Origin of the sequence: Hoyosella subflava DQS3-9A1 (assembly GCF_000214175.1) — a bacterium.
GTDB lineage: Bacteria > Actinomycetota > Actinomycetes > Mycobacteriales > Mycobacteriaceae > Hoyosella > Hoyosella subflava.
Window position 1 is genome coordinate 34,338 of the sequence record NC_015561.1, and the last position, 14,271, is coordinate 48,608.

Sequence of the window (14,271 nt, forward strand, 5' to 3'; positions counted from 1 at the left end):
CCATGAGTGAGAAGCGCGCCGTTGAGCGCCGTGCCCGTGAGGTGCTGGCACGGCTGCGGATGCCGGAGCCGTGGAGTATCGACGCGCTGATCGGGGAGGTCAGCGCTGTCATGGGCTTCGAAATTCAGGTACAGACGGTGCCGCCTGAGGCGCTCGAGGATTCGCCATGCGGCATGACGCTCGTTTGCCCCGGCCAGGCCGTACTCGTTGTCGCGGAGGGCAGCCCGCGGTGGCATACCGAGCTGGTCATTTGTCACGAGCTCGCACATATGCTGCTGGAGCATCAGTCAGGGGAGAAGCCGCCACGCGAGTTGCTGCAAGCGTGGTTTCCGTCGTTTGACCCCGACGATGTTCAGATGATGTTTGGCCGCACTACATTCGATACGCGTGAGGAACAGGAAGCGGAGCTGCTCGCGACCTTGATCGTTGATCAGGGGACGGCGAAGAAGTCAGCCCGCATGCTCGGGACGTTTCTGGGGTGAGCCATGATTAACACCGTTCCGGCTCTTCCGCACCTGCTGATCGTGCTGTTTGTGTGGAGCATTGTGATCGCTCGGTTCATTTACTTGCCGCGCTCGCTCGATAACAGCCGGCTCACGGCGGCCCTGGCGTTCGGCGGGGCCGCTCTAGTGCTCAAGGACCCCATAGTGGGACCAGTTGTGGCTCATCTGCTCGGTTCGGTGAATCTGCGTGTGCTGGTGCATGTCATGGTCATGCTGTCAGTTACTGCACTGTCTGGCCTGCACAATGCCTGGCGCATCAATCCGGGCCGCCGGAGGATGACTGCGAGGTATGGGCTGGTTCTGGGCTTTGGGGTGGTGATGTTCCTGCTGGCGTCTCCAGCTAGGGAAGCGGACATCACAGTAGAGTCGCTCGCTGACTGGCGTTCCGTCATGTACTTCGCTCTGTTTGCGTTTCCAGTCAGCGCGGGCCTGTTCAGTGTGAGCGCGGCCTATTTCACGTCCCTGCTGCAGCGCGGCCGCCGTTGCGGCAATGGCACGGTCCTCGGGGTAATCATCGTCCTGGTTCTGATGTTCATCGATGCCGCGACGATGCTGCTGGCTGCCGGCATGAAGGCACTCGGCTCCGGCGCGGGAGTGGTATCCGCGAAGGAATCCACAAACACCTGGGTTTTCGCCGTGCTGCTAGCTGCTGCCGCGGCCGTGTGTGCACGTGCCCTGATCACGCATGCTAGAGGCCGCCGGGTCGATGGTGTCGCCACATTGTGGTCGGTCGTGACCACTGAAATGCCGGAAGTGATCCTCACATCAGGCAGCGCGCTGTCCTCGCGACAGAGTCGCCTGAGAATGGCAACAGAAATCTACGACGGGCTGCGCGCCCTGGGCGCTACGGAAGCACCGTCGTCAGAGCACTCTGTCTCCTCTAGCGAGGTTGCGCGCAGGGTGCTGGGGTGCTTGACTCCGGCCGCTCAATCCCCCCGTGAGGAATTTCTTGTACCCCGGTGCGACACAGCAGATGAGTGGCTGGTTTTTGTGGATTCAGTGGGGCAGGAGCTAGCGCTGATCCTTCCCCAGAATCTGGTTGAGCAGACGCCGCGTGGCTGAGGTTGGGGCACCGCGCAGGTAGAGCTGGGTGACGCCGCCTTTCTTCATCCTGATCAGTAGACTCGCCTCGGCATGAATCGTGCTGTAGACGGCCGGGTCATTACTGGTCAGATACTCCGGCTGTGCGCGGAAATGCGCCGCCAGCGCGGCGAGCACATCGCCGGAAAGCGCACCTTCACCAGTGGTGGCGTCTTCCAGCTCCCGCGCGGTGACAGATAGTCCTGCCGACGTCAGCGCGGCAGCGACATCGGCAAGTCCGGTCGCAACGTGATCCACGCCCTCCCACAGCCGGAAGAGCGTCTTAATCCTTTCTGCTGTGGATAGCTCCGGGTACGTCACTGTGTCGTCGCTGCCTTCCAGCGTGCGTGAAAACGCTGCTTGGTCTCCTCGTCAGGCTCGAACATACCCACGAGCCAGCGCCTGTATTGCCGCTCCCCGATGTCTTCGGTGCTCTCGCTGGTTCTGAGGAGCTGCTCGAAGACCGGCACGAGCGGATTGAGGTCAGCGGCACCGTCCCGACGGTTTCTTTCAAGGAGATGCGTGAGGTACGCCCCGTAGATGGGATGCAGGATGACGGCGAGGTCGCGTTGGGCGGCGCGCAACCGGTGTCGTAGCTCGGACAGAGTGGTGCTGGTGTCTTCAGCGAGCTGACCGATGCGGTCGGCCACGCCAATCAAGTCCGTAACAACCGTGATCGGAACGGTGGTGGAGCCTCGTCCGGGAATCCACGGTTGCTGTTCTGACAGGTTAGGCTCTGTCCCGTCCTCGACGACCGCGTTCGCTGACCCCGGCGTCCAGCCGAGCGCCCGGTCAAGCTTCGCGAGCGTCACAGGACCGGGCAGGGGCACCTCAGCGTGCTCGATCCTGACAAGAGTCGGCCCGGACGGTCCGCCCCTCCCATGGAGCTGAGACTGACTGAGCCCCAGTTCTTTCCGCCGCTCCCGCACCGCGCGGGCCAGACGATCCGCAGCATCCTCATCCATGGCGCTCCAAGAGAAATTTAAGGGCACATTGCTAAACTCTAACGGTAACCGACGAAGGAAAACACGGCATTACCTGGAAAGTCATACATGTCGCGCGGTCCGCGCAGGAACGTCTGTGTTGCAACTTGACCGCCAACTGCTTAAATTTATCGCATGCACTCAGGGTGGGGTACCAGGCGGGCGGGTGCGCACAGCTTCGTGCGCGGCGATGACCGCCTCGACGGGGAAGTCGAGCACGCCGGCAAGGCGCTGCGCGACTTCAGGGGGCAGGCGCTTCTGGCCTCGTTCCAGTTCGGCGAGCGATCCGGTAGAAATGCCGATGCGCGCCGCGAGAGCGGGCTGAGTAAGCCCGCGCAGGATGCGCAGGTCACCAAGGAATCGCTCCTCAGGGGAGATGTCGACGAAATATTCGATCGGCTTATTCAGGACGCGGGCAACACGCGCCAGGAGGTCGACCTGCGGCGAGCGTTCACCGTTCTCCCACCGTCCAACGATCAGCCCGGCGCTCAAATCCGCCATGCGCGCAAGGTCCTGCTGCGATATCCCGCACGCTTCGCGCATCTCGCGGAGTCGCTCACCCCGGAAGCCCCGCATGACACGCCTGCTCACAGTTTGTCTTCTCCCGCGTAGTTGGTCACGGTCACGGGGATTCATCGTCTTTCACGTCCTAGCGGTAAGTCACTGTGGTAAGGAATAGTGGTAGTGTACTAATAGCTGAAATATCGGTAGAGACGGCGAGAAATAAAACCTCACCGTCAGCAGATCAAGTTTGGCGACATGGCTGCTGACGGGAGGCCCTAAGTCCCCGCATCGGGTGATTACCACCCAGAGCGGACCCACAGTCCGATAGCGGGGGCACTTTCGATTGTAGGTGCCCCCGCTGTCTGCAGGAACGCAGCAGCAAAGGAGGGCACTGATCGTGATCTCAGCGTGCTGGACGCTGGATCTCTGCATCTCCCTATTCGTCTCGGCTCACCCGCCGCAATTCCCATTTCGCGAGCCGGAAAAGACACCAAACAGAACGCGTCATGGCGATCCGGGCGCAGGAGCAGGAGAAGGATCGGAAATGTCCCTTTTTCGCCAGCTGAGTGCTGCAGCGGCCGCTGCTATCGCGACTGCAGCGGTTACTGCCGCTCCTGCGCATGCGTCTGCTGATTGGCGTGACCAGCTCGTAGACAGCTGCCCTGGCCTGTATGTCCTTGCGATGCAGGGGACGGGGCAATCGTCACCGAGTGCCCCCGTAAAGACAGATACCGGGGCATTGAGTGAGGTTCTGTCCCCATTTCTGGACCGGGCGCGCCGGGCAGGGGTGCAGGTTGACCGCGCTTACGTGCCGTATCCGGCTGGATTCGGCGGCATGGTTCCTGGCGGCCCCGAACCGTACATCGACTCGGTAGCCAAGGGTGTCGATAATCTGGAGTCCGCGGCGGAACGCGTTCTTGCTGACTGCCCGGGCACCAGAATTGCCGCGATCGGCTATTCGCAGGGCGGTCACGTAGCATCGAGGTTCCTCTCCGAAATCGGAAGCGGCGCAAGCTCGATCCCTGCCTCAGCAGTCGCCGCCGGAGCGGTGTTCGGCTCACCGACTCGCGGTGCGGGAGCGGGGCCATTCCCTGGCACGCAGTCGGCGTCGCCAGCCCCTGTGCCCGGCACGGGGGGAGAAGCTGTCCGGTCCCTGCCCGAGCCGTCCTACATCGCGCCGGAGGGCGCCGGAATTGGTCCGGAAGAAGATATCGCCGCCGATTACGGGCTGCTCACTGGGCGTGTGGCGGAGTTCTGCACACCTGGAGACCTAGCGTGTGACGCCCCGGTCAAAGCTCCGATCGCACGGGCGGTCGTGCAGGTTGCGGGGCAAACCGCTATCGGCGGTGACCCGATCGTTGCTCTGGAAACTATCGGCCGATCCCTTTCCAGCTCAGCGTTCACCGTGGCGGTCGACACGATCAACGAAGACATCCAGGTTCCCGGAAATGCGCTGGAGAACTTGTCAATTGAGCCGACGAAGTCCATCTCAGAGCGAGTCGCAGCAGCCACCGCACCCAACGCCAGCATTCCGGCCCCTGACGAAGCACTCGCGGCGCTGACAAAGGTGGGCCTTGTCGCCGCGAATGCGGTGATCTCGGTGGCGCAGAAGGTCATTACTCCTGAAACGATCGCGCAGATTGCTGCAGTCGGATTAGCGCACCCGCCAGCAGCTTTCGCGGTTCTGGCCGCGAAAGTCGGAGAAGCGGCAGTTGAGGTGATTCCTCCAGCGACCGTATCCCGCGTCGTGCAGCAGACATTCGACATTGTCTCAGCGGAACTCGAGGAAAATGAAGATCTGTTCGACTTGCAGGCGCTATCGACTTACGCCCGCAACCCAGCAGCGCATGGCTCGTACGGGTCTGTACCGATCACCGCGGGGGGCTGGTCCCCAACGAAGTTCGTCGCTGAGTGGCTGACAGCGGCAGCTTCGGATATCGAGGCGCGAACCGGTACGAAGCCTTCTGAGACGACCGCTCCAGCGACACCATCACCTCAACCGTCGACGACATCCCACTCATCGACTGCGCCTTCGCCAACAACGATTGTTTCTCCTTCGGAAACCGAAGCGTCGTCATCAGGGGTGGTACCGGCACCACAGCCCGGGCGACTGCCGATCGACTCCGTCACAACACGTGAGCCAGGGGAGGCCGGGCAGTCGTGAGGATATCGCTGGAAGAGATTCGGGACCAGCTTGCCGCAGCGCCAGGCTTTGACCCGGCGTGGATTACGAGGAGACGGCGTGTGCGTATCTGCAGCTGCACGGCGACCGGCGTCCGGCGACCGGCGTCCGCACGAGATCAACCAGGAATTGATCCACGACCTGGTTGCCGCGTTCGGGGGAACACGGATTCCCGAACACGCACACGTACCGAGCCGATCGCTGTTCCTGAGCAGCCCGGCGGGACCTGTTTCAGCATCACGGAGAGGAAATCGAGGAAGTCAATGAAACATTTGGGAAGACGAGTGACCGCAACGTCTCTCGTGGCACTCGTGGCAACCGGGTCGTTGGGTGCAGCTATCGCCGCAGCGAATCCACTTGAACGGCAGGGCGGGGTGACGGATGCGCCGTCACAGGCACCTTCCGGTCAGGGAGGAACAGCTCCCGCGCCCGCCCCTGCACCAGCACCAGCTCCGCAGCGTCAGGTGTGGGTCGAGGTGCCGCAGCAGACACAGCGCTACGAGAACGTGCAGTGGCGGCAGTACGACGCACCAGCGCACACCGCACCTGCTCCGGCACCGGCACCGGCACCGGCACCGGACAGCATTCCTGTTGAGGAATCCGTTCCGGCTCCTGCGCCCGCTCCTCAAAGCAGCGGCGTGATCGCTCCGATCGCAGCACCGGAAGGGCGTCTGCGGATCGGTGATTTCATCACCGACAAGCCTGAGTGGATGTCGGATGACGACTTGGAGAAGACAAACAACCAAAGCGCCTTCATCGAGGCGGATATCGCGAACGCGTGGGTAGACGCTGGCCTGGGTGACATCGACCGCGCAGACCGGGTTGCTGCCGCGACGATGGCTGGCGGCGCGACCGGCGCTTTGGTCACGGGTGGCGCGGGCGCCCTGATTGGCGGTGCGGCTGGCGCGGGGATCGGCACACCGATCGGCGCAGCTGGAGGCAGCGTCGTCGTGCCGGGTGTGGGCACTGTGGCTGGAGGCACTGCCGGTGCGGTAACCGGCGGCGCGATCGGTGCGGCAGCTGTTGGCATTCCTGCCGCGGTCGCGGGTGGTGCGGCTGGCGCCTTCGCCGGAGCTGCGTTTGGGGCGGGTGACACCCTGCCGGATGAGGAAGCGCGCGAGCTATTCCCCGAACCCGAACCGATTTACATCCCCGGCGCTGAGAACATTCCGGGCCTGGAACAGTTCGCTGCGCCGGAGGTGGCGACTGATCCTGAACCGGCTGCTGAGGGAACTGCAGAGCCTTCCCCGGCCGCTGAGGCCGCGAACGCACCGGAACCGGAGGCAAACGTGTTCGAGGAACCGGCACCGTTTACTGACGTGCTTCCCACGGTTCCCGTGGTCGATCTGGTCTCCGAAGCGGAGGCCGCGATCGCTGACTTCGAGTCCAGCCTGGCGGGATTCTTCGGCGAGTAAGAGCAGCAGGGCAGGGCACTGCGTGTGTCCTGCCCTCCTATTCATGGAGTGAAGATTGTCCACGGACTTTTCAGACGGCGGGAACGACCTTTTCCCCGATCTTGCAGAGGATTACAGCGATGATCCGCTCTCCGAGATGGCCGGGGCGGGGTCAGATACCGATTCTGGCCTCGGTGCCGGGTTCGACCTTGATGCCGAGTTCGGCACTGTGCGCCTCGGGGCTGGCACTGGGCAGATACCTGCCTGGGTGCGGGCACATATCCCCAGCGAAAACCTGATCGATGCTCTCGCTGAGCAGCAGCAGTCGGCTAATCCGACACGCAAGACGCTCATGCTGGGCGCGGCGGGGGCGGCGGCAGTGGTGCTGGGTGTCGCGGGTTTAGTGACGGTGCTCGGTGGTGGCGGTGATGAGCCTGCCGATATCACCGCGGACGCGGCATCGACGACAGCGGTTTCGTCCCCGGAGGTGTCCGCTGAACCCGAACCAGCACCGGAGCCAGAGGAAGAGTTCACTCCGTGGTGTGCGCCGGAGACGACCGAGTACAGCCTGGTGTCGAACGGCCCGGGCGATCCACGGACACCTGTGGGCGTCATCCTGGCGTTTCAGTATGCCTATTACACGGATCGTGATGCGGCGCGTGCAGCATCACTGATGAACCCGGAACGGTCGGTCGAACAGCTGCAAGCCGGGATTGGTGAGGTGCCGCGCGGCACTGACCACTGCGTCACGGTGAGCACGACGGATCGTCCACAGGTCTTCGAGGTGAAGATGCACCTTCGTGCACCCTCCGATGATGAGGGCAGGTTCACTCAGCGCGTCGTGGTAGTGCCTGCTGGCGAGGAGTACCGGATCGCCTCGGTTGAGGAGGTGATCGGCGGTGCCTGAGAAGTCACGGATCGTCACGCTTATGCGGTCACCGGAGATCAGTAATCCTGCCGCGCTGAGCGCGGTCATCGTCGCGGGCTCTGGTGGCGCCGCATCGACGACAACGGCGTTCGGGTTATCGACTGCTCTGCGGCTGGGCACCGGATGCGAGGTGTCTGTGGTCGATACCACCTCAGACGGCGGGAATCTTCTCGCCCGCACGGCAGCTGGGACCGTTGCACAATCGCAGCGGCTGCGCCAGTTCGAGGACACCATGGCCGTCACCTCTGCAGGCGCGGTGGTCTTCGGCGCGGGCGAGGAGGGGTCTCTCGGTGATCCAGCGCTGATTGACGAACTCCTCGCCGCGAGGGGCAGCGCCCGTGTCTATGACGCGGGGAGCGCGTTTCGCTCACCCCGGTTAACACGACTGATTGATTCAGGTCCACCACTGGTCGTGACCGCGCCCGCCCGCGCGGAACCGCTTGCGCGGCTTCGGGCCGCGTTGAAGTGGCTGGCCGCGACCTACGGGCAGGACTTCCTTAGTGAAACCGTCGTTGTGCTTTCACACCAGGCACCGAAACCGATGGTCGATGTCAGCGGTGTGCGCGAAGCACTCGAGTCACGCACAGCTGGTGTGGTCGAAATCCCGTTCGACCCTGTTCTGGCCAGGCCGGGAGTGCTCGACCATACCCGGATCAGCCGCGCCACGTTCGAGGCATGGACTGACGTGCTCGACATCATCGGCCGCTTTGCCCCCGTTTCTGAGGAAAAGGAGAACCTCGCATGACCACAACGGTGTGGGACGGGTCTATCCCCGCCCCGCAGCCCGGCCCAGCGGTGTGGCTTCTGGGAGCAACCGGCGGTGCGGGAGTGTCCACACTCGCCGCGTTTTTCGAGTTCGCGGAGGATTGCCAGCACCAGTGGCCATCCGGGGCGGACCCCCATTCGGAGTCACCATTCGTGGTGGTTGTCGCGCGCGAGACCATCGCGAGCCTGAAGGCGGCGCACGCTCTGCTCATGCAGCACCAGAGCGAGAACCTTGCGTGCAGGCCGCTCGGTGTCATCACCGTGAGTGCGTCGCGTGAGGACACAAAACCTGTCCGCCAGTACCGGGAAGTGGTTCGCGCGGCCGCGCCAGCGCACTGGGCAATCGGCCACCATCCAGGTCTTATCTCGGCAGGGCCTGACAGCCTTCCAAGCTGGCGCGCGAAGGACGGAATTCCTCCGGGCAGCCACCAGTTCCCCGGAGATGTGCTCGCGGCCGGTGCCGGGATCATCACCGCCATCCAGCAGCAGCTGCCCCAGATGGGGGTGCCCCTGTGAACGCGATGTACCTGGTCATTCCGGTGGTGACTCACGCCTGACCATCAGGAAGCACTTGGCTGGATGCTGTGGTTCGCCACGTCCCAGACTGCTGTTGCTGGTGCGGTTCAGCTTGCGCCGGGCACGTACCGGCTGTGCTCCCGCGCCGCGGCGAAGTCCGCGCCGCCAGTTTCAGGCACTGCCTAATCCTTCACCTCTTTGCTTGTCACGAAAGGAATGACCCCATGGTTGTCGAAACACTCGCTCAGGCTGCAACGGTGAGTCACCTCGCTTTGGAGTTCAACATCGTCCCGGAGATGCCTCCGGGCGCGAACGGGTTCATCCGGATCGTGAACTGGCTGTTGTGGGCGGTTGTCCTCGCATGCGTCGCCGCGCTGATTTACGGTGGCGGCAAATTTGCCTGGGAGAAATACATGACTGGCCGCGGTGAAGCGGGCCAGGGCATGGTGTGGGCGCTCATCGGCGCAGTCATCGCGTACTCGGCTAACCAGATTCTCAACGCGGTCGTCGCATGATTGTCCTCGCGGCGGCGGAACTGCCGGACTCAGTGGTCGGCGACATCAACCTGCTCCTGGGGTGGGCAGCAGGGCTTGTCGGCGCGGCGGCTGTCGCGAAGGTCATCTTCGTGGGCGGCCGCTGGGCCTGGGACCGTCGGCACAATCCCGGTGTGGAAACGCCAACCACAGCGGAACTGCTTGCCGCACTTGCGGGCTGGATCATTGCTGCCTCGGCCGCACTGCCGATAGCGACGCTGCTTCTGACCTCGGCTTACGGGCCACAGGCGTCTGCCCCTGCGGGAAAGTGCCAGGAAACCGCGACGCGAGAACACCGGCAGTGCCTGGTCAATCAGATCAGCGATGAATACGGCGGCGAACCCGGCAGCGGCGGAGTCGGCGGTGGGGAAGGCGGACGATGAGAGCACGACTGATCGCAATGGCTGCAGTCCTGTGCGTGGGTGTGGCTGCATGCGGCTCAGCCCCTCAGGATGAAGTCTCAGAGAATAGCTCTGGACTCGATAACCCTCCGGTCATTGCGTTGTGGCAGGACGTGCAGGGGATCAACGTGCCTTTCGGGGCAGAAGATGGACCAGCCAGCGGCCCCTACCAGCCGTTCACCGGGTTCACGCACACGCCACAGGGCGCAGCGCTGGCGGCGATCACTCAATCGGTGCAGCTTTCCACGGCCGTGGATTCACAGTGGACGAAGATCCTGTCCACGGTGGCCGCGCCTGGTGAAGGACGAGATTTCTACGCCGCTCACAGAGCGCTCATATCCATCACAGACATGGTCGATCCCGGCGCAGCACCGGAAATCATTGGCTACCAGTGGCGGTCCTATGAGCCTGCTCTCGCCGAGATCAACGTGGTGCAGCGATACCCGGATGACTCACTCGGCGCGAACCGAGTTGTCGTGGTGTGGAACGGAGAGGACTGGCAGCTGGAACTTCCAGGGCCAGGTGAAGACCGGACGGCGACAGTGCTCGACGCGATCCCTGACGACACCGTGCGCCTGAAAGAGGAGGCCAGCAAATGATGTGGCGCGGCCAGAAGAAACCCGACGCGACGGATCGCCCGGAGAAAACGGTCGAGCCGACCTCAACGAAAACAACGATCGCGATCGCGATCGTCGCTGTCATCATCGCGATGGGCGCGATTGTCAGCATCTGGATCATCGTCAAAGGCGGGGATGAACCACTCGCCGGACCCACAGCGCCCGCTACCGGCGAAGACGCAACCCCGCCAGCGGAAAAGTTTAGAGACGATCCGTTCTTTGATGATTTGGGCAGGCCGGTCTACACGCCAGTTGACGATCGTGGCGCACTTCTGACTCAGGTGGCCCCACCCTCGGTGCGGGCAGAATCCGACGCTCCTGGTGGCATCGTCCTCCAGGTGGTGCACGGCAACCTGGTTCTCCCGTTCAGCACCACAGACGGGCCTACCGGCTTCACGGAAAACGGCGTCGCCACCGGATTTTCCCGCACTCCCCAAGGCGCGGGCCTTGCAGCAACACATTATCTCGCCTTCCTCAGTACCGGTAACGACCGGATCAGCCTCATGAAAGAGGCTGGCCTGGTCGAGGACGACGAAGGCTTTTTGCAGCAAATCGTGATGCTCAACGCCCAAGGGGGTGAAGGTGCGGCTGAGAATGGCCGGTCGCAGATTGCTCCGGAGTTTCTGCGGGTGGAGTATCACGACGACCTCAGCCGGGTGTCTCATGGCGTGCGTCTGCGGGCACCAAATGGTGAAACAGGCAATCTGATCGGCTGGATGGACCTGGTCTGGCGTGACGGCACTGGCTGGATCGTGAAGATCCGCGGCCCGGAAACATTCAAGACTGACTGGGCGGATTCGCTGGAGGGGTGGTCACAGTGGTGGTGACCGCCAGCGTTTGGCGGATCGTGGGCATCTTCGTGCTCACTCTGGCGCTGCTTGTCGGGAGCGCGGCTGCAACGTTTGCACAGGAAGCTGATGATGAGCCGGAAGTCGGTCAATCAGGTGCTGAAGCACTCGCAGGACTGGTCACATGCCATCCCGGTGTGAACGTCGGGCTTAACACATTCGGAAGAACTCTCGACAGGATTGGGGTTGAGAACAACATCGGCTCGAACTGCCTGGAGAGCGCTGGAACGGCAGGCGGCCGAGCATTAGAGGGAGCGGAAGAGGTCGCGAAGCGTGCCGCGTCGGGTGCGTTCGAGGACATGGCTTTGTCGTTTGGTGAGGCAGGCGCAACGTTTCTCGAGTGGGGTATCGGGCTGTGGATTCACGTTCCTGAGCTGGAAGAGCAGACGTTCCGCAACGTTCTATCCGAGATCGCGGACTACACGTACAAGGTGCAGCTAGCGTGCCTTGCTTTGTCGCTGATTGTGCTTGGCGGGCGACTGGCGCTCGCGCGGTCTGGTGCGCTGCGCGATGTCGGTGAAGAAGGCTTCAAGCAGATGGTGCGCGCAACGCTGGCGGCGGGTGTGACCACTGCGGTGGTCACTGCTGCGATGCGGATGACAGATGGTATCGCCCGCTGGTTCGTGGAGGGCACGGTCGGCAGTGACCCGAAGGCTCTGGTTGAGGCGATGGTGCAGATCGCGTTGTATCCAGGTGGCACAGCGATCCTGTTCGTGATCGGGTTCATCGGGATTCTCGGCGGGATCGCGATGCTGCTGGTGATGATCTTCCGCAGCGGCATCCTGGTGCTGGCGGCTGCGGCGCTGCCGATCGCGGGCGCGGCGGGCGGTACACGTGTGGGCAGCCAGGCGTTTGACAAGCTGATCGCCTGGATTATTGCCTTCCTGCTGATCAAACCAGTAGGCGCGTTCGTGATCGGTGTGGCGGCGCTGTTGTTCATGAAATCCGCGCCGTCAAACGAAGATTCGGGCGGGCCGTTCACGGCTGTGGCCGGTGCGATTCTGCTGGCCTCGGTCGCGCTTGTGCTGCCAGCCTTGATGCGGCTGATTGTCCCAGCGCTGTCGACTCTGGGCGGTGGGGGCAGCGGTCTTGCTGCTGCTGCGGGAGTGGTCGCGGCCGGTGCTGCGGCCGGGAAGCTGATTGCCACGAAGGGTGGTTCTGCGGCGATGTCCGCTGGACGAGGCATGTCCGGCGGCGGGCCTGGGGGTGGCCGAGGCGGTGGAGCCCCGAATAGTCCGCCGTCGCCTCCTCCAGGTGGTGGCGGCGGTGGTGCTCCTGCTGGTTTCGGCCGCGGAGGCGGCGGCTGGGGAGGGGGCACCGCTGGTGGGGGTAGCTCGCGGCCGGGCGGGAGCCCGTCTGGTGGCCGGGATGGCGGCGGCCGGGTGCGCAGTGGCGGGGCTCCTTCTGGGGCGCCGCAGACGCAAGGCGGTCGTGGTGAGCGTACCCAGTCCTCGCGTCCGGTCGTGGCTACTGGCGCGCGCATGCCGCGCCCTAACACGGGAGGGTTCCGGCGGTGAGCGAAACACCGGCTTTCCTGACCTACGGCGGGTGGCGTAAACCGCGGTCAGCGGGCGTGTGGGGCGCCACGTTCGGCACAACGATGGTTGTGCTGGCCGCGTTTGTTTTCTGGTTTCTGGCAGGTCTGATTTTCGGCTTCCTCGTCACGGTGGCCGGCGGGCTGCTTTCGGCGATAGTGATCGCGCCGCTGCTCGTGGTGCACGACGGCCGGTCAGGTTACGAAAGGTTACTGATGCGCTGGCAATTCTGGCGGGCTAGCCGCCGCGGCGAGCATGTTTATTCCAGCGGCCCGTTCTCACGGATTCCGGGTGGCCGTTACCGGCTTCCCGGCGTTTTGGCTGATACAGAACTCGTCGAGGGTGTGGATGATCAGAACCGCAGGTTCGGGATGATTCACATGCCCGATAAGCACCTATCGACGATCGTGCTGGAGGCATTTCCGCAAGGAGCGGAGGCGTTCGATCAAGCGACAATCGACAACGCCGTGGGGCAGTGGGCGCGGCTGCTTTCTGCAGCGGGCAGTGACGGTGATATCGCCGCTCTCGTCGCGGTCGTTGAAACGCTGCCCGAGACGGGGATCGAGCTTTACGAGACGGTCGCAGCGAACGTGCGCGTTGACGCGCCGCAGCTGGCACGCGATTCGATGTACGAACTGGCGACAGGTCTGATCAGCGGCGGGGTGCGCCTGACCGCACGGATAGCGGTCACGTTTGTCGCACAGACAGAGGAGCGGCGCGCTGATCCGCTGGAGCAGGCAGTTGAAATCGGTCGTCGCCTCGGCGGCCTGACCGGGATGGCGGCGCGTGCTGGTGTGCCCTGTACGCCGATGCCAGCCGAAGACATCGCCGCGTTTGTGAGGCGATCGTATGAGCCGGGCGCGCTCGGTGATATCGAAACGGGCCTGTATTCCGAGGCGGGCACAGGTGTGGCATGGGCCGACGCGGGGCCACGCACCCAGATTGAGGAGCGCGACCGTCTGCTCCATGACGGCGCGGTGTCGGTGACGTGGGAAATGCGGGAGGCCCCAAAGGATGCCGTCACCGAGGACGTGCTGTATCAACTGCTGCAACCGGATTCACGACTGCCGATAAAGCGCGTCGCGCTTATCTATCGGCCGCACTCGGCCGGCGACGCGGCCGAGCTTGTCGACAAAGACTACAAAGACGCGCTGACGGCGCGGTCGTCTGCGCGGGGTATTGCGTCAGCCCAGGCTGAGCTGGACGTGGCATCAACAGAGCAGGCCCGTATCGAGAAGGCCCGCGGACATGGGCTGACGCGCTTCGGGATTCTGATCACGGTGACGCAGCCGCACGAGGACGCGGACGTACCGCGCGTCGACGAAATCGTGCGTGACCTCTCCAAGCAGTGCTCACTCGCGGTGCGCCGCAGCTTTTGCTGGCAAGCGCCCGCTTTCGCGGCATCTCTCGGGGTCGGGGTGATCCCGCCAGAACACTCCACGATCCCGAAGTTCCTCGCGGGCTAACAGGTGGTGCAGCAGA

At 63.6% G+C, this 14,271-nt stretch carries 16 protein-coding genes; 13 read left to right on the top strand and 3 right to left on the bottom strand.

Annotation, left to right across the window (positions count from 1 at the left end; all coding sequences use genetic code 11):
- The first annotated feature begins 2 nt into the window (after window positions 1-2).
- A complete protein-coding gene (locus tag AS9A_RS22160) occupies window positions 3-482 on the top strand; it encodes a hypothetical protein (RefSeq protein ID WP_013798098.1) in 480 nt (159 codons plus the stop codon).
- Between the two features lie 3 nt (window positions 483-485).
- Entirely contained in the window at window positions 486-1,565 is a 1,080-nt protein-coding gene (locus tag AS9A_RS22165; protein ID WP_013798099.1) for a hypothetical protein, read from the top strand.
- Here AS9A_RS22165 and AS9A_RS22170 read toward each other — a convergent pair.
- The 3 genes from AS9A_RS22170 to AS9A_RS22180 all read right to left on the bottom strand — a co-directional run bounded on the left by AS9A_RS22170 (window position 1,515) and on the right by AS9A_RS22180 (window position 3,157).
- Window positions 1,515-1,904 carry a hypothetical protein gene (locus AS9A_RS22170; protein WP_041452407.1) on the bottom strand — a complete coding sequence of 130 codons (390 nt, stop codon included), beginning with the start codon at window positions 1,902-1,904 and terminating at the stop codon, window positions 1,515-1,517. The genes AS9A_RS22165 and AS9A_RS22170 overlap by 51 nt on opposite strands.
- Window positions 1,901-2,548, bottom strand: coding sequence for a helix-turn-helix domain-containing protein (locus AS9A_RS23025; protein ID WP_013798100.1), 648 nt, complete (start codon window positions 2,546-2,548; stop codon window positions 1,901-1,903). Before AS9A_RS23025 ends, AS9A_RS22170 begins: the two co-directional genes overlap by 4 nt.
- Before the next feature lie 159 nt (window positions 2,549-2,707).
- Window positions 2,708-3,157 carry a helix-turn-helix domain-containing protein gene (locus AS9A_RS22180; protein WP_013798101.1) on the bottom strand — a complete coding sequence of 150 codons (450 nt, stop codon included), beginning with the start codon at window positions 3,155-3,157 and terminating at the stop codon, window positions 2,708-2,710.
- A gap of 457 nt (window positions 3,158-3,614) precedes the next feature.
- Between AS9A_RS22180 and AS9A_RS22185 the strand changes: the two genes are divergently transcribed.
- From AS9A_RS22185 to AS9A_RS22235, 11 genes are all read left to right on the top strand, one after another.
- Window positions 3,615-5,234 carry a cutinase family protein gene (locus AS9A_RS22185; RefSeq protein WP_148262664.1) on the top strand — a complete coding sequence of 540 codons (1,620 nt, stop codon included), beginning with the start codon at window positions 3,615-3,617 and terminating at the stop codon, window positions 5,232-5,234.
- A gap of 302 nt (window positions 5,235-5,536) precedes the next feature.
- Window positions 5,537-6,667, top strand: a complete 1,131-nt coding sequence (locus AS9A_RS24265) for a hypothetical protein (RefSeq protein WP_013798104.1) — start codon at window positions 5,537-5,539, stop codon at window positions 6,665-6,667.
- A 55-nt stretch (window positions 6,668-6,722) separates the two neighbouring features.
- Complete coding sequence (locus AS9A_RS22195; protein ID WP_013798105.1) at window positions 6,723-7,553, top strand: hypothetical protein; 831 nt, start codon at window positions 6,723-6,725, stop codon at window positions 7,551-7,553.
- A complete protein-coding gene (locus AS9A_RS22200; protein WP_013798106.1) occupies window positions 7,546-8,319 on the top strand; it encodes a hypothetical protein in 774 nt (257 codons plus the stop codon). The genes AS9A_RS22195 and AS9A_RS22200 overlap by 8 nt, the downstream gene beginning before the upstream one ends.
- Window positions 8,316-8,855 (top strand): hypothetical protein, encoded by a 540-nt coding sequence (locus tag AS9A_RS22205; RefSeq protein ID WP_013798107.1) that lies wholly within the window; start codon window positions 8,316-8,318, stop codon window positions 8,853-8,855. The genes AS9A_RS22200 and AS9A_RS22205 overlap by 4 nt, the downstream gene beginning before the upstream one ends.
- Before the next feature lie 224 nt (window positions 8,856-9,079).
- A complete protein-coding gene (locus AS9A_RS22210; RefSeq protein WP_013798109.1) occupies window positions 9,080-9,370 on the top strand; it encodes a hypothetical protein in 291 nt (96 codons plus the stop codon).
- A complete protein-coding gene (locus tag AS9A_RS22215) occupies window positions 9,367-9,771 on the top strand; it encodes a hypothetical protein (RefSeq protein ID WP_013798110.1) in 405 nt (134 codons plus the stop codon). Before AS9A_RS22210 ends, AS9A_RS22215 begins: the two co-directional genes overlap by 4 nt.
- Complete coding sequence (locus AS9A_RS22220) at window positions 9,768-10,388, top strand: hypothetical protein (protein WP_013798111.1); 621 nt, start codon at window positions 9,768-9,770, stop codon at window positions 10,386-10,388. The genes AS9A_RS22215 and AS9A_RS22220 overlap by 4 nt, the downstream gene beginning before the upstream one ends.
- The gene (locus AS9A_RS22225; protein ID WP_049793983.1) at window positions 10,385-11,233 is read left to right on the top strand and encodes a hypothetical protein; all 849 of its coding nucleotides are present in this window, start codon (window positions 10,385-10,387) and stop codon (window positions 11,231-11,233) included. The genes AS9A_RS22220 and AS9A_RS22225 overlap by 4 nt, the downstream gene beginning before the upstream one ends.
- A complete protein-coding gene (locus tag AS9A_RS22230; protein WP_237707997.1) occupies window positions 11,230-12,771 on the top strand; it encodes a hypothetical protein in 1,542 nt (513 codons plus the stop codon). The genes AS9A_RS22225 and AS9A_RS22230 overlap by 4 nt, the downstream gene beginning before the upstream one ends.
- Window positions 12,768-14,255 (top strand): SCO6880 family protein, encoded by a 1,488-nt coding sequence (locus AS9A_RS22235; protein ID WP_013798114.1) that lies wholly within the window; start codon window positions 12,768-12,770, stop codon window positions 14,253-14,255. The genes AS9A_RS22230 and AS9A_RS22235 overlap by 4 nt, the downstream gene beginning before the upstream one ends.
- Window positions 14,256-14,271 lie beyond the last annotated feature (16 nt).